General features: G+C 50.7%; 16 protein-coding genes and 1 pseudogene. All 17 read right to left on the minus strand.

Annotated elements, in window-relative coordinates:
* Nucleotides 1–4: 4 nt before the first annotated feature.
* Nucleotides 5–2650: a translation initiation factor IF-2 gene (infB, locus tag ACX1DY_RS02480; RefSeq protein WP_458962821.1), complete on the minus strand. Its 2646-nt coding sequence runs from the start codon at nucleotides 2648–2650 to the stop codon at nucleotides 5–7.
* Nucleotides 2648–2966, minus strand: a pseudogene (locus ACX1DY_RS02485) (YlxQ family RNA-binding protein); the annotation flags it as partial. The pseudogene ACX1DY_RS02485 and the gene infB, both read right to left, overlap by 3 nt.
* Nucleotides 2959–3267, minus strand: a complete 309-nt coding sequence (gene rnpM / locus ACX1DY_RS02490; protein WP_019910454.1) for an RNase P modulator RnpM — start codon at nucleotides 3265–3267, stop codon at nucleotides 2959–2961. The pseudogene ACX1DY_RS02485 and the gene rnpM, both read right to left, overlap by 8 nt.
* Before the next feature lie 35 nt (nucleotides 3268–3302).
* Nucleotides 3303–4400, minus strand: coding sequence for a transcription termination factor NusA (gene nusA / locus ACX1DY_RS02495; protein WP_458962607.1), 1098 nt, complete (start codon nucleotides 4398–4400; stop codon nucleotides 3303–3305).
* Nucleotides 4401–4426: 26 nt separating this feature from the next.
* Nucleotides 4427–4894: a ribosome maturation factor RimP gene (gene rimP, locus ACX1DY_RS02500; RefSeq protein ID WP_019910451.1), complete on the minus strand. Its 468-nt coding sequence runs from the start codon at nucleotides 4892–4894 to the stop codon at nucleotides 4427–4429.
* Nucleotides 4895–5070: 176 nt separating this feature from the next.
* A complete protein-coding gene (locus ACX1DY_RS02505; RefSeq protein WP_458962608.1) occupies nucleotides 5071–9396 on the minus strand; it encodes a PolC-type DNA polymerase III in 4326 nt (1441 codons plus the stop codon).
* A gap of 182 nt (nucleotides 9397–9578) precedes the next feature.
* A complete protein-coding gene (gene proS / locus ACX1DY_RS02510) occupies nucleotides 9579–11027 on the minus strand; it encodes a proline--tRNA ligase (protein ID WP_458962609.1) in 1449 nt (482 codons plus the stop codon).
* 52 nt (nucleotides 11028–11079) lie between these two features.
* Nucleotides 11080–12354, minus strand: coding sequence for an RIP metalloprotease RseP (gene rseP, locus ACX1DY_RS02515; protein WP_458962610.1), 1275 nt, complete (start codon nucleotides 12352–12354; stop codon nucleotides 11080–11082).
* 145 nt (nucleotides 12355–12499) lie between these two features.
* Complete coding sequence (locus ACX1DY_RS02520) at nucleotides 12500–13639, minus strand: 1-deoxy-D-xylulose-5-phosphate reductoisomerase (RefSeq protein ID WP_458962611.1); 1140 nt, start codon at nucleotides 13637–13639, stop codon at nucleotides 12500–12502.
* Nucleotides 13640–13660: 21 nt separating this feature from the next.
* A complete protein-coding gene (locus tag ACX1DY_RS02525; RefSeq protein ID WP_458962612.1) occupies nucleotides 13661–14464 on the minus strand; it encodes a phosphatidate cytidylyltransferase in 804 nt (267 codons plus the stop codon).
* Between the two features lie 21 nt (nucleotides 14465–14485).
* A complete protein-coding gene (locus ACX1DY_RS02530) occupies nucleotides 14486–15253 on the minus strand; it encodes an isoprenyl transferase (protein WP_458962613.1) in 768 nt (255 codons plus the stop codon).
* A gap of 78 nt (nucleotides 15254–15331) precedes the next feature.
* On the minus strand, nucleotides 15332–15886 hold the full coding sequence (gene frr, locus ACX1DY_RS02535; RefSeq protein WP_458962614.1) for a ribosome recycling factor: 555 nt from the start codon (nucleotides 15884–15886) through the stop codon (nucleotides 15332–15334).
* Entirely contained in the window at nucleotides 15886–16614 is a 729-nt protein-coding gene (gene pyrH / locus ACX1DY_RS02540; protein ID WP_025705355.1) for a UMP kinase, read from the minus strand. The genes frr and pyrH overlap by 1 nt, the downstream gene beginning before the upstream one ends.
* Nucleotides 16615–16719: 105 nt before the next feature.
* Complete coding sequence (tsf, locus tag ACX1DY_RS02545; RefSeq protein WP_458962615.1) at nucleotides 16720–17370, minus strand: translation elongation factor Ts; 651 nt, start codon at nucleotides 17368–17370, stop codon at nucleotides 16720–16722.
* Nucleotides 17371–17504: 134 nt separating this feature from the next.
* Nucleotides 17505–18206 carry a 30S ribosomal protein S2 gene (gene rpsB, locus ACX1DY_RS02550; RefSeq protein WP_019910439.1) on the minus strand — a complete coding sequence of 234 codons (702 nt, stop codon included), beginning with the start codon at nucleotides 18204–18206 and terminating at the stop codon, nucleotides 17505–17507.
* Nucleotides 18207–18407: 201 nt separating this feature from the next.
* Nucleotides 18408–19055, minus strand: a complete 648-nt coding sequence (locus tag ACX1DY_RS02555) for a hypothetical protein (RefSeq protein WP_458962616.1) — start codon at nucleotides 19053–19055, stop codon at nucleotides 18408–18410.
* Complete coding sequence (locus ACX1DY_RS02560) at nucleotides 19052–19609, minus strand: hypothetical protein (RefSeq protein WP_458962617.1); 558 nt, start codon at nucleotides 19607–19609, stop codon at nucleotides 19052–19054. The genes ACX1DY_RS02555 and ACX1DY_RS02560 overlap by 4 nt, the downstream gene beginning before the upstream one ends.
* Nucleotides 19610–19622: the final 13 nt, after the last annotated feature.

Here is a 19622-nt window from a genome sequence, read left to right on the forward strand (position 1 = left end):
TCGCTTAGCGCTCTACCGTTTCCATAATGAACGCTTCGATAATGTCGCCCTCTTGGACGTCATTATAGCGTTCCAAAGTTATGCCGCATTCATAACCCTGCGCCACTTCTTTGGCATCATCTTTGAAACGTTTCAAGGTGTCGATCTTGCCTTGGAAGACAACGATACCGCTGCGGATCAGGCGCATTTCGGCATTGCGGGTAATTTTGCCGTCTGTAACCATACAGCCTGCAATGTTGCCCACTTTGCTGATTTTGAAGACATTGCGCACTTCGGCATGACCGATAACGTTCTCTTTGTAGATGGGATCAAGCATCCCTTTCATGGCACTTTCAATTTCTTCAATTACGTTGTAGATAATATTATGCAGACGAACATCCACTTTCTCCTGCTCGGCAGCCGCTTTGGTCTGGGCATCCGGACGTACGTTGAAGCCGATAACGATAGCATTCGAAGCAGCAGCCAAAGTAATATCGGATTCCGTAATCGCACCGGCACCGCTGTGAATGATCTTCACACGCACGCCTTCGACTTCGATTTTGGCCAAGGAGCCTTTGAGCGCCTCTACCGAACCCTGCACGTCACCTTTGATGATTACGTTCAGGTCTTTGATCTCGCCTTCCTTGATATGCTTGAACAGGTCATCCAGAGTTACACGGGTATTCGTGTTCAGCTCGGATTGGCGCTGTGATGTTGAACGTCTGTCTGCAATCGCACGTGCTTTACGTTCATCTTCGAACGCCATAAACGGATCGCCAGCCTGCGGTACTTCAGTCAGACCGGTAATTTCTACAGGAGTAGAAGGGCCTGCTTCCTTGATCTTGCGTCCTTTGTCATTGACCATAGCGCGTACACGCCCGAAGCAGTTACCTGCGACAAAAGCGTCTCCGACCTTCAGCGTACCGTTCTGTACGAGAACGCGGGCCACCGGTCCACGGTTCTTGTCAAGCTCTGCTTCGATGACGGTACCGCGTGCCCGTTTGTCCGGGTTCGCTTTGTACTCATTCACTTCGGCAACGAGCAGGATCATTTCCAGCAATTCTTCCAGGTTGATGCGCTGTTTGGCCGACAGGTTAACGAAGATGGTATCGCCGCCCCATTCTTCCGGCACCAGCTCATAGTTGGTAAGCTCCTGCTTCACTCTGTCAGGGTCTGCGCCCGGCTTGTCGATCTTGTTGACTGCAACAATGATTGGTAGACCAGCCGCCTTGGCATGGCTGATTGCTTCTACCGTCTGCGGCATTACACCGTCATCGGCAGCTACAACGATAATCGTCATATCTGTAACCTGTGCGCCACGGGCACGCATTGCGGTAAACGCTTCGTGGCCCGGCGTATCCAGGAACGTGATTTTTTTGTGGTTGATTTCAACTTGATACGCACCGATATGCTGTGTAATCCCGCCGGCTTCGCCGCCGGTTACATTCGTTGAACGGATAGCATCAAGCAGCGTTGTCTTACCATGGTCAACGTGACCCATGATGGTTACGACCGGAGGACGCGTCTGCAAATCCTCTTCGGAGTCGTTCTCTTCCACGGTTTCGAAGCTGTCCTCGTCCACAGGAATCTTAACTTCCACTTCCACTCCGAATTCACCGGATAAAAGCAAAATTGTATCAATATCAAGCTCCTGGTTGATTGTCGCCATTACACCCATTAAGATCAGCTTCTTAATAACTTCCGAAGCGTCCTTATGAAGCAGTTTGGCAGTTTCTCCGACAGTCATGTTGCCGCGGACAATAATCTTTTTTGGAGTGTTATCAATCTTTTCACGGCGTTCCACCGGCTGATTGTTTCTGCCACGGTTGTTCTTGTTGCCGCCACGGCCGCGGAAGTTTCCGTTTCCGCCTTTGCCGTCTTCAAAACGTTTTTGATTGCCGTTATTGTTCGGTCTGCCGCCAGTTGCATTCTTCTTAGGACCTCTGTCACCGCCGCGTGAGAAATCTCCGCCGCCTTGTCCTTGCGGACGGCTGTCAGCAGTACGTGCTGCGCCTTGTCCTTGTGGACGGTCGCTGGAGCGCGGTGCACCGCCGCCCTGTCCTTGCGGACGATTGCTTGAGCTGCCCTGCGGGCGATTTCCGCCAGCGGAGCCGCCTTGCGGACGGTTGCCGCCAGTGCTACTGCCTTGCGAGCGGCTACCGCCGCTAGTGCCGCCTTGAGGGCGGTTGCTGCCGCTGGAGCTGCCCTGAGGACGGCTGCCGCTGGAGCTGCTTTGTGAACGATTGCCGCCGGTGCTGCTCTGCGGACGTGAATTTTGTGTGGAGCCTGAAGTTGTTCTGCGGGAATCTTGTCCGCTCTGGGGCCTTGGGGACGTCAACGATTGGTTGTTGTTTTGGTTACTGTTCATACCTACCTGCTTTTCCGGTTGATTTTTGTTGGCATTCTGCGCACTGTGGGGCTCGGCGGTTGCCGTTCCGGCTGGTGCCGGACGGCTGCTGGTGCCGCTGTCCCGCTTGGCTGCAGCGTTTGATTTGATATCCTTGAAAAACTGCTCTACTTTGGTCACGGAGTCATTCTCCATCACACTCATATGATTATTCACAGGGACGTTCAAACGCTTCAGAATGGTGATGATTTCTTTACTGCTCATATTGAGCGATTTCGCGTATTCATAGACGCGCAGTTTATCCTTATTGTCTTCTTTAGTCAATAACTCCACCTCCGACAGTATCTCCAAGCCCTTTGGAGATCATTTCCGCGAATCCTTTATCCGTAACGGCCAGCACCACGCGCTGGTCTTTACCAATACTTGCACCGAGTTCATCCCGGTGAAATGCGATTACTAGTGGAATATCGTAGGTTCCGCACTTGTCGCGGAACTTTTTTTGAGTATTAGCTGAAGCGTCACCCGCCAGGACGACCAGCTTCGCCTCCGAAGACCGCACCACTTTCAGTACAGCCTCGTCGCCGGTGACAATCTTGCCCGCTCTCATGGCAAGCCCTAAATAAGAAAGTGCCTTACTCATTGTCCTCACTATCCTTTGCTGCCAAAAACTGCTCCTCCACGGATGCGAAATCCCTGGCAAGCTGGGCATAGATTTCAGGACTCACCTGACATTTCAATGCACGGTCAAGTGCTTTATTCTTTTGTGCCAGCTTAAAACATTCCAGCTTGCCGCAAATATAAGCGCCCCGGCCCGACTTTTTGCCTGTCAGATCAATCAGCACTTCGCCCTCAGGCGTTCTCACCACGCGAATCAGCTCTTTTTTGGGCATCATCTCCTGGCTGGCAACGCATTTGCGCAGCGGCACCTTGCGCTGTTTCATGTTAATCGCCTCCCCTCTCGAATAGAGCAGGTAAATTAGTCAATGGAGACGGAATCCTGATGCATTTCATCACTGGAGGTTCTTGGTCTGCCGTATTCCTGCTCCGCCTGGCTTTCGCTCTTGATATCAATTTTCCAGCCGGTCAGCTTGGCGGCAAGACGGGCGTTCTGCCCCTTGATGCCGATTGCGAGCGACAATTGATAATCAGGAACGATAACCCGCGCCATTTTCTCCGCTTCAAAGACTTGAACCTCGAGCACCTTGGACGGACTGAGCGCATTCGCCACATATTCCTGTACTGACTCGGAATAACGGACGATATCAATCTTCTCCCCGCGCAGTTCGGTAACGATCGTCTGAACACGGGTGCCTCTTGGGCCTACGCAGGAGCCGACCGGATCTACTTCTTCATTACGCGAGTATACGGCAATCTTGGACCGGAAGCCGGCTTCACGGGCTACAGAACGAATCTCAACCACGCCGTCAAAAATTTCCGGAACCTCAAGCTCGAACAGCCGTTTCAAGAGGCCGGGATGGCTGCGGGACAGCATGATCTGCGGTCCTTTAGTCGTATTCTCAACCTTCGTGATGTACGCCTTGATGCGCTCACTTTGCTTGAACTTCTCGCCAGGCATAAGCTCGCTCAGGGGCAGAACCGCCTCGATTTTGCCAAGGTCAACATAAATGTTGCGCATATCCTGACGCTGTACCAGACCGGTAACAATGTCTTCTTCCTTGTCGATAAAGGCGTTATAGATAAGTCCGCGTTCCGCTTCCCGTATACGCTGGGTTACGACCTGCTTGGCCGTCTGGGCGGCAATGCGGCCGAAATCACGCGGCGTCACTTCAAGCTCAGCGATATCCTCAAGCTGGAAATGAGGGTTGATCTCCCGTGCAGCCGGCAGCGAGATTTCAGTCCGGGTATCCAGAACCTCCTCCACAATCAGCTTGCGGGCAAACACCTTGATTACGCCTGTGTTGCGGTTCATGTCCACACGCACGTTCTGCGCGGCATTGAAGTTGCGTTTATAGCTGGAGATCAGCGCAGCTTCGATGGCTTCAAACAGCACATCCTTGCTGATGCCTTTCTCCCTTTCCAGTTCATTCATAGCTTCGATAAAATCCATACTCATGAAATTCCGGTCCCCCTTTCAAGACGTTAAAAAATAATGGCCAATCTCGCGCTGGCGACTTTGGCATAAGGCACAACATGTTCTTTTTTGCCCGCGGAGATGAGCAGTTCCTCGTTCTCGAACGAGAGCAAACGGCCTTCGAATTCTTTGAGTCCTTGAATCGGCTCATAGACCGTCACATATACGTCCTTGCCTACCGCTTTGGCAACATCCGCAGCTTTTTTGAGCGGACGTTCAGCGCCCGGCGAAGAAACCTCAAGAAAATAAGCTTCAGGTATAGGATCATTCTCATCCAGCTTTTGGCTGAAATATTCGCTGATGGCACCGCAGTCATCAATGTCAATGCCGCCTTCTTTGTCTACGAATATCCGCAAAAACCAGTTGGAGCCTTCCTTCACGTATTCAACGTCCACCAGTTCGAAACCATTGTCCTCAAGATAGGGACCGAGCATCTGCTCTACCGTTTGTTTGATTTTGGATTTGGGTGTGCTCAAAAGAAAATAACCTCCACGAACTTGTCTTTTGCTATATACCAAAGATAAAGAGTGGGTTTCCCCACTCTTTACACAACGGACTTATCTCATTATTACCAAAAAAATTATAACATAGTGCGTGTGCACTGACAAGTGCCAGCCCTTGACTGCCTTATCCGGCAGGCGATAAAAGGCTGTTAAAAAAGGGAAAGCTGGTTACTCTCCGGAAGACCGCGGAAGCAGCCCATGCCGGTCAGCAGCTCAATGACTGTCTTGCTCGCCTTCGATTTCTGCTGGAAATCCTCAATGGACAGGAACTCTCCGGCATCCTTGGCTGCGGCAATATTAATGGCGGCATTCTCGCCGATTCCCGCAAGTGAGGAGAACGGAGGAATCAGGCTGGTGCCATCCACTGTAAATTTGGTAGCATCCGAACGGTACAAGTCAATATTTTTGAAGGTAAAACCGCGCGCAGTCATCTCCAAAGCCATCTCAAGCACCGGGAGCATCGCTTTTTCCTTCGGCAGTGCCTGAAAGCCCTTCTGCTCAATGTCTACAATTTGCCGGCCTATAGCCTCGTAGCCCTTGCAGCATAACTCAATGTCAAAATCCGCCGCCCGCACCGAGAAATATGTCGCATAATATTCAATCGGATGATACAGCTTGAAGTAGGCGGTACGCACTGCAGAAATAACATAAGCGGCCGCATGCGCCTTAGGGAACATGTACTGGATCTTCAGACAGGAATCAATATACCATTGCGGAACCTTGCATTTCTTCATTTCCTCGATCCATTCGTCAGACAAGCCCTTGCCCTTACGCACGCTCTCGGTAATTTTGAAGGCCAGGCCCGCATCCATTCCCGCCTTGTAAATCAGGAAGAGCATGATATCATCACGGCAGCCGATAACCGTCTTGATGTTGCAGGTGTTATTCTTAATCAGCTCCTGGGCATTGCCGAGCCAAACCCCGGTGCCGTGAGACAGTCCCGAAATCTGCAGCAAGTCGGCAAAGCTGGACGGCTTCGACTCCACAAGCATCTGGCGGACAAATTTGGTCCCCATTTCCGGCACCCCGTAGGTTGCCACCGGCGTGCGGATCTGCTCAGGAGTGACCCCCAGCGCCTCTGTAGAGTTGAACATGCTCATGACCTTGGGATCATTCATTGGAATGGTCGTCGGGTCAACTCCGGTCAAATCCTGAAGCATACGCATCATTGTCGGATCATCGTGCCCCAGAATATCGAGCTTCAGCAGATTGGCATCGAAGGCGTGATAATCAAAGTGGGTTGTTTTCCATTCTGCAGTTACATCATCGGCAGGGTACTGCACAGGTGTGATATCCTCAATCTCCATATAATCCGGTAAAACAACGATACCGCCGGGATGCTGGCCCGTGCTCCGCTTGACCCCTGTGCAGCCTGCGGCCAGACGCCCGACCTCGGCTCCGCGCCAGCGCTTCTGATGATGCTCCTCATATTTCTTCGCGAAGCCAAAGGCCGTCTTTTCCGCAACCGTACCGATCGTTCCGGCGCGGAATACGTTGTCTGGACCGAACATCGTCTTCGTAAAGTTATGGGCATTCGGCTGGTATTCACCGGAAAAGTTAAGGTCGATATCGGGAACCTTATCGCCTTTGAAGCCAAGGAATGTTTCAAACGGAATATCCTGGCCTTCTCCTTTAAGCTTGCCGCCGCAGTTCGGACATACCTTGTCCGGAAGGTCGAAGCCGCTCGGCACACTGCCGTCGAGGAACCATTCGCTGTGCTTGCATTCCGGATTTACACAAATGTAATGGGCCGGGAGCGGATTAACCTCGGAGATGCCAAGGAAGGTTGCAACGACTGACGAGCCTACGGAACCACGTGAGCCTACCAGGTAGCCGTCCTTATTCGATTTTTTAACCAGCCGTTCGGAAATCAGATAGTTGGCAGAGAAGCCGTATTTGATGATCGGCGCCAGCTCTTTTTCCAAACGGGCGACGACTACCTCAGGCAGCTCTTCGCCATAGATGGATTTTGCCGTATTATAACAGGTACTGCGGATTTCTTCGTCGGCCCCATCAATGATCGGTGTGAACAGATCGCTTGGGAACAGCGGATAATCCTCGAACCGTTCAGCCAGCGCCACCGTGTTGGTGACAACAACCTCCATCGCTTTTTCCGCGCCAAGAAATTCAAATTCAGCCAGCATTTCGTCCGTAGTCCGGAAATGGGCATCCGGCTTCTGCTGGTCCTTCAGCGGGCTGAAGCCGGTAATTCCATGAATCGTAATATCGCGGAACAGCTTGTCCCTCGGTTCAAGATAATGCACATTGCCTGTGGCGATAACCGGCTTGTTCAACTGTTCGCCGATTTCGCATATTTTACGCACAACACCCCTTAAATCCTCGGGACTGGCCACAAACCCTTTGTCCACCAAGTGCATATACATCGTCAGCGGCTGAATCTCAAGAACATCATAAAATTGTGCGACTTCCATCGCTTCTTCCACAGTCTTGTTCAGAACCGTCTCGAAAAACTCGCCGCGCTCACAACCGGAAATGACAAGCAGACCGTCCCTGTGCTCTTCGAGCTTGGACTTCGGAATGCAGGGCACCCGCTTGTAATATTCGGTGTGCGACATGGAGATCAGCTTGTACAGATTCTTTTTACCCGCTGGATTAAGTGCGTAAATACCGCAGTGAAACGGACGGGTGTTGGAGAGATCATTGCCGACATAATCATTCAGCCGGTCCAGCATGGTAATCCCCTTCAGCTTCTCCGCATCGGCCAGCAGGCCGTTCAGGATGCCGCCCAGCGCAATGGTATCATCCACCGCACGGTGATGGCTTTCCAGCAGCACTTTATATTTATCCGCAAGTGTATTCAGCCGGTGATTCTTCATCGTCGGGAACAGCAGACGCGCCAGCTCCAGGGTATCCAGCGAAGGGTTAGGCAGAATAGGCCTGCCCAGCTTCGCCAGCGAAGCCTGAATAAAGCCCATATCGAATCTGGCATTGTGGGCAACCAGGATGCTCTCCCCAACAAACTCTACGAATTCCTCCAGCACAGGCGCAAGGTCAGGCGCATCCTTAACCATCTCATCGGTAATATTGGTTAGCTGCTGGATATGGTAAGGAATCTTCTCATGCGGATTCACAAACGTCGTATAACGGTCCAGCTCCTTGCCTTCGCACATCTTGATCGCCGCAAGCTCGGTAATGTTGTTGCGCGTAATCGATAGACCGGTGGTTTCGATATCGAATACCACATAGGTAGCTTTTTTCAGCTCCAAAGGCTGCGGATTCTCCACTATATTTACCGAGTCATTGACCACGTTGGCTTCCACACCATAGAGCATTTTGATTTTGTGCTTATGGGCGGCGTGGTTCGCATCAGGAAAGCTCTGCACTACACCGTGATCGCTGACGGCTATCGCCGGATGCCCCCATTTTGCGGCTGTTTTGACATAAGCATCAATCGGTGTCACCGCATCCATCGTACTCATCGTTGTGTGCAGATGGAACTCCACTCTTTTAACCGGAGCGGTATCCTTGCGGGCAGGCGGCGCCTGAACCTCGGATAAATCCGATGGAATCATCACCAGCTCAGGAATTTGCATAAAGCGGTCATATTCCACCTTGCCCCGTGCTCTAACCCACTTGCCGTTAGCCAGCTGGCCCATGATCTTCAGATCCTCTTTGGTCTTCGCGAACATCTTCATCTGCAGCGAATCGGTAAAATCAGTGATACAGAAGGTGAACAGCGTATTGCCGTTGCGAAGCTCCTTGCTATCAAGGCCAAAAATAGTTCCCTGAATCGTGATCTTCTTCTCTTCATCCTGAATCTCAATGATCGGCACAGCCTGCTCCTTGATTTCATAGCCTACCTGGAGCTTAATAACCTCGTTCGGGTCCCCTATATCTTCAGGCTCTTCCGGCTCACTTGCCATCATCATCATTTCTACCAGCTCACGCTGCTCCTGCTGCAGCTTCTGCTGGAATTCCTCCATGACATCTGCTTTGCTCTCATCTTCAGCAATTTGCAGCTTGACCTTCAAGGAAAGACCAAAGAACTTGTCGTAAAATTTAACGATAGCGCCTTCGATCCCTTTTTTGCGGGCCAATTCAAGCGACATGGAATCACTCAGGCTCAGCACCAGCGTACTGTCCTGCAGCTCTTGGCTGGAGCGTGTCAGCCAGCCGTTAACGGAAGGAATCTCCCGCTGCACCCACTCCAGAAAAAGTCCCCAATATTCCTGAACAAGCTCCGCCCGGCTGATTTTCTCGTCATATAGGAACAAGAAGCTGACTTTGGCAATATGCTGCAGCTTCTCACGCATTCTTAGCACAAAGGTCCGGTACGTCTGGGCCGGCACCAAACTTTCTTTGGCAATAACAATATGCCAGTCATGATTCCCGCGGCTGATCTCCACCCGTTCAATATATCCATCCAAAAAGTAGGGATCAATGATCGCGGGAGGTATTTCTCCCTGCTTCATCAAGAGCTCGAACCGCTTTCTTCTCTCGACGTTCTGTTCCATGCTTCCCCCACCTAACTATTAAACAAGATTGTAAAAAGCTTCCGGCTTAAAAAGCATTGGGTTCTTTCGGCCCGCCGACTCCTCTCACCAGAAGCTAGATTTAAGTACCAGAATCTTAATAACAAGCAGAAACGGTTATAGCGTCCATAAAGGGACAGCATCCGTCTCAAATCTGAAGCAAATTAGTAGGCTTTGGCAAAAACAACCGTATGCTCGGCCGGCTTGCCGCAGCAGATGCAGACCTGCTTGGTCTCCGCCGGGTTAAACGGAATGTTGCGGCTGGTTGCGCCGGTTTCTTCCTTCACCTTCGACTCACATTCCTCGGAGCCGCACCAGCCTGCCAGCGCAAAGCCGCGTTTCTCCTCCATCGAGGCCTTCATCTCATCCAAAGTGTCAACCGAATAGAAGTGATCCTCACGGAATTTCAGCGCGCGCTCGAACATTTCATTGTGCACTTGCTCCAGCATGGCCTGTACTTCTTCCACCAGGTTCGCCTGTTGAATGACTTTTTTCTCTCCGCTGATACGGGACACGAGCACACAGACGCCGTTCTCCATATCGCGCGGTCCAAGCTCCAGGCGGACAGGAACACCGCGCATTTCATATTCGTTGAACTTCCAGCCCGGTGTTACGTCCGCACGGTCGTCCACACGTACTCGAACGCCTGCACTTTTGAGTTCTTTGAACAGCTCATCCGTCCGTGCGATGACTGCATCGCGTGTTTTTGGAGGGCCTATCGGGATCATAATGACTTGAGTTGGTGCGACTTTTGGCGGCAATGCAAGTCCGCGGTCATCGCCATGAACCATAATCATCGAACCGATCAGGCGTGTGCTTGTCCCCCACGAAGTGGTGTGCGCATACTCAAGCACGTTGTCGCGGCTCAAATACTGGATTTCAAAAGCAACCGCAAATTTGGTGCCCAGGTAATGCGAGGTTCCCGCTTGTACTGCGCGTCCATCCTTCATCATCGCCTCAATCGAATACGTGTCTACCGCACCGGCAAACCGCTCCGAAGGAGTCTTCTGTCCGGTGATCACCGGAATTGCCAGATGGCCTTCGACAAAATCACGGTAGATTTCCAGCATCTGCATCGTTTCTTCACGTGCTTCCGACTCGTTCTCATGGGCGGTGTGGCCCTCCTGCCAGAGGAACTCACTGGTACGGATGAACGGCAGCGTGCGTTTCTCCCAGCGGACCACGTTGGCCCACTGATTGATCAGAACCGGCAGGTCGCGGTAGGATTGAATCCATTTGGAGTACATATGCCCAATCATTGTTTCCGAGGTCGGACGAATCGCCAGACGTTCTTCCAGTTTATCGCCGCCCGCTTCCGTTACCCAAGGCAGCTCGGGATTGAACCCTTCAATATGATCCTTTTCCTTCTGGAAAAAGCTCTCTGGAATGAACATTGGAAAATATGCGTTCCGGTGGCCGGTTTCCTTGAAACGGCGGTTCATTTCCTCCTGAATATGCTCCCAGATTTCAAAGCCGTCCGGCTTGAAAACGATACAGCCCCGCACCGGAGAGTAGTCCATCAAATCCGCTTTCTTGATTACATCAATGTACCAGCGTGAGAAATCCTCGCCCTGCGGCGTGATCTCTGTAACGAACTGCTTATCTTTGGTCATGTAATGAAACTCCTCCTAATAAATAACCCCACAAAATGTTAAACCAATACAATCAACCGCTGATCAGACGCAAAATATCGTTATAGGTAACAGCAATCATGACCAGGAACAGCATCGCGAAGCCGACAAAATGAACCATCCCTTCATGGTTCGGATCAACCGGCTTGCCGCGCAGCGCTTCAATACCGAGGAACACAAGCCGGCTTCCATCAAGAGCGGGTATCGGCAGCAGATTAAAGATGCCCAGGTACAGGCTGAGTATTGCTGCCCAATAGGTTAAATACTGAATGCCCTGCTGCGCAATCTGGCCAGTCATTTTCGCCGTGCCCACAGGCCCGGAAATATCATTCATGTTAAAATTATTGATCAATTTCTTAAAGCCCTGGAATATCGCCTTGGTTGTATCCACCATAGCTACTCCTGATTTCGTGATCGTCTCGCCAAAACCTGCTTTACGCGTAGGTAGCTCTGGAGTGATACCCACTTTACCACCTTCTTCGCCTTCCATGCTGCGGGGAATCATGGTGACACTATATGTCTCTTCGCCGCGCTGCAGCGTCCATTTCATCTCCTTGCCTTTGGAAGCCGAAGTTAGCGAGATCATCTTCTGATAATCGCCGCCAATGGCCTCCCCGTTCACCGAAACAACGATGTCACCCTTCTTGAGCCCAGCTTCCTGTGCCGGCATGTTTGCACTGACATCACCGATCTTCACATAAGTAGGATTCTTAATAGGGATTCCGGCCATTTGCAAATGAAGGGCGAACAGCACAAAGGCCAGCAGGAAATTCATCACCGGTCCCGCAAAAATCGCTATTGCGCGTTGTCCAACGGTTTTACTGCCAAATTGGCGGTCCTTAGGCGCAATCTGCGTCTGCTGGGTGCCTTTGATCATCATGGCTTGCGGGTGGACATCGTATACCGTTACTTCTCCGTCCACATCAAGCCGGATCTTCAGTTCATCCTCAAGGTCAGTATATTGCGCTTCGCCGCGAATCACATTTCTGCGGGTATCGAGCGAATCCAGATAAATATTCTTAACCTTGTTATCCTGTCCCAGCCTCACGGCGATGGTCTGTCCGGAACCTATCTCAATAATCTCGGGATCTTCACCAGCCATACGCGCATATCCGCCAAAGGGCAGCAGACGAAGCGTGAACTGGGTTTCCCCACGTTTATAAGAAAACAGTTTCGGACCGAAACCGATAGCAAATTCCCGTACAAGAATACCGGCGCGCTTGGCAAAATAATAATGTCCCCATTCATGCACTGTCACCAGAACAAAGAACATGAACACCGTCAAAAAGACGACTCTTACCATTTCCATGCGTAACATTCCCCCTTTAGGTGTAAGACCGAAGTATGTCCTCTTAATTTATCATTATTCTCCGATCAGGCACAAGAGAATCAACAGTCCCAGCCTATTTTCCAGGGTAGAGCAAATATTCCAGTCAAATCACTATATCCATGGATCAAAGCTTAGCCGCAAGCTCGCGGGTCAAACGGTCACACTGCTCTATTTGCTCCAGATTCGGGTAAGCAACCAGCTCATGGCGCTGGAGCACATCCTCAATAATCTCTTCAATCCGCAGGAACGGAATTTCACGGCGCAGGAAACGCGCCACTGCAACTTCGTTGGCAGCATTAAAAGCGGTGGTACTCGTTCCTCCAGCCTTGCCGCATTCGATCGCCAGCCTCAGGGCCGGAAAGCGCACATAATCCATCTCACGGAAGGTTAGCCGCCCGGCTTCAGCCAAAGACAAGCGTTTGGCCGGTGATGCCCACCGTTCCGGGTAGGTAAGCGCATATTGGATAGGAACGCGCATATCAGGGGTGCCCAGCTGGGCTATAATACTGCTGTCCCGGAACTCCACATACGAGTGAATTATGCTCTCCGGATGGAGCAGCACATGAATCTGTTCATAAGGCAAGCCAAACAGCCAATGGGCTTCAATGACCTCTAGCCCTTTATTGACCATGGTCGCCGAATCAATTGTGATTTTGGCCCCCATGCTCCAGTTCGGGTGGCGAAGCGCATCCTCTACTGTAACATTCTGCAGTTGATCACGGGTGTAATCCCGGAAAGAGCCGCCAGAGGCGGTAAGTGTGATGCTGGCAATATCCCCACGGTTCTCTCCGTTCAGGCACTGAAAAATAGCGGAGTGCTCGCTGTCGACAGGCAGCAACCCGACTCCTTTGCGACCCGCAAGCTCAGTCACCAAATGACCGGCTGTAACCAGCGTTTCTTTGTTGGCCAAGCCGATATGCCGGCCCGCTTCAATAGCCGCCAGCGTAGACTGCAGGCCAACGCTGCCCACAACCGCCGTTACAACCGTATGAGCGTCTCCGCCAGCAGCGATTTCAACCAATCCTTCACTGCCGCTGTAAAGCTCAACCCCTGCCGGCAGACTCGATTTAATCTCCTCGGCAAGCGCCTTCGTGGATACAGAAACGCGGCGCGGCTTGAAGCGCTGAACCTGCTCCAGCAGCAGAGCGGTATTGCTTCCCGCCGCCAAGCCCTCCACTTCAAAGGCTTCCGGGTGCATGGCAATCACGTCCAGTGTCTGCGTGCCAATTGAACCGGTAGAGCCGAGAATACTAATTTTCTTCACAGTTGAACCTTCTTCCTGTCGTTAATAGTAAGGCATAAGCATTACGATATGTACGAAAGGAAATACGATAATCCAGCTATCGCAGCGGTCAAGAATACCTCCATGACCGGGCAGCAGCGAGCCTGAATCCTTAATACCGTACACCCGTTTATAGGCTGACTGTACAAGATCTCCAAGCTGACCGAGAACCGCGCAGGAAAGTCCAATTAGCAGCGCACGCCAAAGGGTCAGCAGATCTGGAACAAACAAGTCAAACACAATCGCAATGACAATGGAGATGAGCACCCCACCAAGGGCTCCCTCCACTGTTTTGTTGGGGCTAATCGCCGGCCACAGCTTATTCTTGCCGATGCTTCTGCCTACAAAATAAGCGCCGGCATCACTCCCCCAGATACAGCACAGCAGAAGGAAGGTCCAGACCAAGCCATGCCCATCGCCTGCTGCGCGGGCAATCGCCATATAGGAAAACCCCATTCCTATGTATACAATTCCAGTGAACATAAGAGCAGTGATTTTAATATCCAGCTTATTCTTACTAAATACTGTAACTAAGAGGAACAGCAGCAGCAGCAGCCAAATTCCTTGTTCCCATGACAGAACCTGGGAGACGCCAAGTAATTCCCAAGGTATCATAAAGCATAATACAGATAGATAACCAATTATGGCAGTACCGCTAAAGGGTTGTATCCCCATCATTTTCACAAATTCATAATAGCCGATAAGGGCCATGGCGGTAAGCAGCATCTGATACGGCCAGCCACCCCAAAGACATAAACCCAAAAATACCGCTCCGGCAACTATCCCGGTGATCAATCGCTGCTTCAAAGGCTCCCATCTCCCATCAGGCTACTTCAGTCCGCCATAACGCCGTGTGCGGCGCTGATATTCCGCCACAGCCTGCAGCAAATGCGACTTGTCAAACTCCGGCCAGTAAGCATCTGTAAACCAGAACTCACTGTACGCAATCTGCCAGAGCATAAAATTACTGAGCCGCATCTCCCCGCTAGTACGGATCAGCAGATCCGGATCGGGCAGCCCGGCGGACAACAGCCTGTTGTTAATCAGCTCAGAAGTAATCTCATCCGGAGACAGCAACCCAGCCTGAATATCCCGGCCCATGTCGCGCATACAATCCTCAATCTCTTTACGCGAACCATAATTGAGTGCAAAATTTAAGACAAGTCCAGTGTTGTGCTTCGTCCGGGCAACTGCTTCTTCCATCGCGTTGCGGGTATGTGCAGGCAATGCATCGGTATCCCCCATTACGCGGACTTGTACATTTTTTTCGATAAGCTCATCCAGCTCAAGAGCCAGGAACTCCACAGGCAGACGCATCAAGAAATCCACTTCGTCCTTTGGCCGTTTCCAGTTCTCGGTAGAGAAAGCGTACATGGTCAAAAACTCCACTCCCAAATCATTTGCTGCAATTGTGGTGCGTTTGACCGCCTTCATCCCGTTCTGGTGTCCAACAATGCGCGGCAAGCCACGGCGTTTGGCCCAGCGGCCATTGCCATCCATAATTACAGCCACATGCCGGGGAATGTTATCCGGTGAAATCTCAACTGGCTGCTGCCTGTCTTTACGGCTCAACCACGCTTGAATCCGTTTGATCATTTCCGTTTCCTCCAAGCTCTTATCAGAAAGAGACAAACCCCACCATAAACGGAGGGGCCTGAAGTCTCTTGAATTTCTTTATACTTCCATGATCTCTTTTTCTTTAGCCAAGAGCACTTTATCAACTTCAGCTATGAACTTATCCGTTGACTTCTGAATGTCCTCCTGGTGCCCATGGGATTCATCTTCCGAGATGCCGTTTTTCTCCATCTTTTTGATGTCATCATTCGCATCGCGGCGGATGTTGCGAATCGCCACCTTAGCTTCTTCACCAAATTTTTTGGTAAATTTTACGAGCTCACTGCGGCGCTCTTCGGTAAGCGGCGGGATAGAAAGGCGGATGACGGAACCGTCATTGGCAGGTGTAATCCCAATATCGGATTTCATAATCGCCCGTTCGATGTCGGACATCGAGGTTTTATCCCAAGGCTGGATCAGCAGTGTCCGGGAATCCGGTGTGCTGATGTTAGCCAGCTGATTAATAGGGGTAGGCGCACCGTAGTATTCAACTTGGATGCGGTCGAGCAGCGCCGCAGAAGCGCGTCCTGCTCGCAATGTTGCCAGATCGCGTTTCAGCGATAGAATCGCTTTTTCCATACGCTCTTCGGCATTTTTCTTGACCGATTGTGGCATTAATCTACACTCCCTTTAACAATCGTCCCGATTTTTTCACCCAGAACGACACGTTTGATATTGCCTTGCTCTGTAATGGCAAACACAATGAGCGGTATATTGTTATCCATGCACAGTGAGGAAGCGGTGGAATCCATGACGCCAAGGTTTTTGTTCAGCACTTCCATGTAGGTAAGCTGCTCGTATTTCTCGGCTGTACTGTCTTTGAAAGGATCGGCGGAATATACTCCATCCACTTTATTTTTCGCCATCAGGATGACCTCTGCCTCAATCTCAGCGGCTCTAAGCGCTGCTGTCGTATCGGTCGAAAAGAACGGGTTACCTGTACCTGCGGCAAAAATAACCACACGGCCCTTCTCCAAGTGCCGAATCGCACGGCGGCGAATATAAGGCTCGGCAATCTGCTGCATGGAAATCGAAGTTTGCACCCGTGTCGGCACATCAATTTGCTCAAGCGCATCCTGCAGAGCGAGGGAGTTCATTACTGTTGCCAGCATCCCCATGTAATCGGCTGTTGCCCGGTCGATACCGCTAGCACTGCCCGCGATTCCGCGCCAGATGTTGCCTCCGCCACACACAATAGCAACCTGAACTCCAAGCTCGACAACTTCCTTGACCTGCTCCGCGATGGAAATAATCGTATCGGCATCAATACCATATCCGTTTTGTCCTGCAAGTGATTCACCGCTAACCTTAAGGACTACTCTCTTAAATACCGGCTGTTCCAATTGTATACCCTCACTTTCTTACAAAAGACGGAACACTACGTGTACGTGTTCCGTTCTTTTGATGCTTGCCTTTATTCAATTCTATATGCTATAAGCAGCTATCAATTATTGATTTACTTGTGCCATTACTTCTTCTACGAAGTTGTCGACTTTCTTTTCCAGACCTTCGCCCAGCTCGTAACGGACAAAACGGCGGATGGAGATGTTTTCGCCGATAGTGCTGATTTTTTCGTTCAGCAATTGGGAGATCGTCTTGTCTTGGTCTTTAACGAAAGATTGTTCAAGCAGGCAGTGTTCTTCATAGAACTTGCTGATGCGGCCTTCTACCATTTTTTCAACGATTTTCTCAGGCTTGCCTTCGTTCAGCGCTTGAGCCTTCAGGATTTCTTTTTCTTTCTCTACTGCTTCTGCAGGTACTTCTTCACGACGAACATACAGCGGGTTTGCTGCTGCGATCTGCATAGCAATATCACGTGCGAATTCTTTGAAGGCATCTGTTTTGCCTACGAAGTCAGTTTCGCAGTTGATTTCAACAAGTACGCCGATACGTCCGCCAGCGTGGATGTAAGACTCAACAACGCCTTCAGTGGCAATACGGCCAGCTTTGTTGGCTGCTGCAGAAAGACCTTTCTCACGCAGTAATTCAGCCGCTTTGGTGATATCACCATTAGCTTCTTCCAGCGCCTTTTTGCAATCCAGCATACCTGCGCCTGTTCTTTCACGAAGTTCTTTTACTGCTTTTGCATCTACTGCCATTGTTTATTCCCTCCAGATAATTGTCGTTATGTTGCACGGCTTCAAGTTCATTATCCTAAAAAAAGGGCAGTGAGAGGTTATCCACCTGCCAACCACCCTTTTCATTTAAGTTCTTGTTAAGTTCCGGCTACTGCTTAGGCTGTAGTTGTATCTTCGCCCTGATGAGCTTCCACAACAGCATCAGCCATTTTACCAGTCAGCAATTTCACAGCGCGGATAGCGTCGTCATTGCCTGGGATTACGTAGTCGATTTCATCTGGATCACAGTTGGTATCAACGATAGCTACGATAGGAATACCCAATTTGCGAGCTTCCGCAACAGCGATACGCTCTTTACGCGGGTCAATGATGAACAGCGCGCTAGGCAGACCTTTCATGTTCTTGATACCGCCCAGGAATTTTTCAAGACGATCTTTCTCTTTGCGGAGAAGGATAACTTCTTTCTTAGGCAGTACTGCAAAGGTACCGTCTTCTTCCCACAGCTCCAATTTCTTCAGGCGGTCAATACGCTTCTGAATAGTCTGGAAGTTGGTCAGTGTACCTCCGAGCCAACGTTGGTTAATGAAGAACATACCCGAACGTTCAGCTTCTTCTTTTACGGAATCCTGTGCTTGTTTCTTAGTTCCTACGAACAGGATTGTTCCGTTGTCGGCAGCTACACTCTTTACAAAGTTGTAAGCTTCCTCTACCTTTTTAACCGTTTTTTGCAGGTCAATAATGTAAATTCCGTTTCTTTCAGTGAAGATATAACGATCCATCTTTGGATTCCAACGACGAGTCTGATGACCGAAGTGTACCCCAGCTTCGAGAAGCTGTTTCATGGAGATTACTGCCATCTTCACACACCTCCTAGGTTTGGTTTATTGTGTGTCTCCTCCGCCGAGTGTCATTTCTCTGCAAGACTTTCTTCAGAAGAAAGCACCCCTTACAGAAATCAACCGGCGTGTGTTTTAACACCGTCAACTAATATACCATAATAAAATAACGTATGCAACGCTTCGTGTAAATTTCTTCATTTCCCTGCACAGAACCAATATTTATCTCACAGTGATCAGCTTATCAATGATAGAGTTAATGCTCTCGCCTTTTGCAAAAGAGTAGCTGCCGTACTGAATTCTGGTGTTGGCTTTACGGTCTTTAGCAGTCTTCAGGAACTTCTCCTTTTCCTTAACAACTCCAGCTTCGATCAAAAGATCTGCGGTTTCGGTGAGTGTAATTCCGTTTGGAATCTTTACAGATACCGTTCCGGCAGCCACAGGCTCAGGGGTAGAAGGCGGGCTCACTGGTGAAGCCTTAACTTGAGGTTTGGCCGCAGCAGAGGAGACTGGAGAGCTCGGCGCTGCCGGCTCCGCAGGTGTTGAAGCTGCAGTCGGCTTCGAAGCAGCCTTTGGGGATGCTGCAGGAGACGCTTTCGGCGATGCCGAAGGCTGGGCAGAGCCAGAAGGAAGAGCGGACGCAGAATTATCCTTTGCGGCATCCTGCTTGCCCTGCTCAGCAGCCTGTCCCTCTTCAGCCTGGTCCTCCGCCGCTTTATCGGCTACTGTCAAATTAAGCTTGGCCGCTTCCTTGACCAGCTGTTCTTTGGACATTGGAGCGGCCCCCGCAGAGATCATCAGTTGAAGCAGCAAAGCGCCGATAATCAGCCCGGCGCCAAGACCAAACATGAAGGAACGATTCTTGATCATACGGATTCCTCCTGCTTGGCAAGCTGCAGAATCAGTTGCACTTCACCACGCTGAAGCCCAGCTGTCTTGGCAATAGAGTCAATTGACTTGCCTTGCTCATGAAGCTCGAACAGACGCGGATAGCGCAGCTTAATAGAACTGACTGGTTTCGGCTTCGGTTCAGGCAATTCCACAGCCGTTTCCGCAGTCGCTGTCTTTGCGGCGGCCGAATCTTTGCTGTAAGCAGCCGATAGCTGAAGCAAGCTCTTTTCTTCTGCTGTCAGTCTGGCATCAAGCATCACCGAGCTTTTTTGCAGCTCAGCTATCTGCTCCCGCAAAGCGGCAATCTCTTCCTGCAGTACCTCCCTGTTATTCTGGGATTGTTGTTTGATGCCGCTGACAAGCTGCAGCATTTTATCATTTTCACGCTCGATGTCTGCCATATACAGCTCAAGTGCGGCCTCTGTTTCCTTCAGGCTCTGTTTCTCCGCTGTTTCGTTAGTGCGCGAAGGCAGTCTTAGGGCATAAACGATAGCGACAGCACCTACCAGCACGATATATACCCATGGTTGCAAGTGTCTTATCTCC

The organism is Paenibacillus sp. BAC0078, assembly GCF_054483875.1.

Bases quoted from the DNA above. Each gene is read 5' to 3' on its own strand.
- rnpM (WP_019910454.1), bottom strand. From the start codon at position 3,267: ATGAAACAGCGCAAGGTGCCGCTGCGCAAATGCGTTGCCAGCCAGGAG.
- nusA (WP_458962607.1), bottom strand. From the start codon at position 4,400: ATGAGTATGGATTTTATCGAAGCTATGAATGAACTGGAAAGGGAGAAA.
- ACX1DY_RS02505 (WP_458962608.1), bottom strand. From the start codon at position 9,396: ATGGAACAGAACGTCGAGAGAAGAAAGCGGTTCGAGCTCTTGATGAAG.
- proS (WP_458962609.1), bottom strand. From the start codon at position 11,027: ATGACCAAAGATAAGCAGTTCGTTACAGAGATCACGCCGCAGGGCGAG.
- rseP (WP_458962610.1), bottom strand. From the start codon at position 12,354: ATGGAAATGGTAAGAGTCGTCTTTTTGACGGTGTTCATGTTCTTTGTT.
- ACX1DY_RS02530 (WP_458962613.1), bottom strand. From the start codon at position 15,253: ATGATCAAACGGATTCAAGCGTGGTTGAGCCGTAAAGACAGGCAGCAG.
- frr (WP_458962614.1), bottom strand. From the start codon at position 15,886: ATGCCACAATCGGTCAAGAAAAATGCCGAAGAGCGTATGGAAAAAGCG.
- tsf (WP_458962615.1), bottom strand. From the start codon at position 17,370: ATGGCAGTAGATGCAAAAGCAGTAAAAGAACTTCGTGAAAGAACAGGC.
- rpsB (WP_019910439.1), bottom strand. From the start codon at position 18,206: ATGGCAGTAATCTCCATGAAACAGCTTCTCGAAGCTGGGGTACACTTC.
- ACX1DY_RS02555 (WP_458962616.1), bottom strand. From the start codon at position 19,055: ATGATCAAGAATCGTTCCTTCATGTTTGGTCTTGGCGCCGGGCTGATT.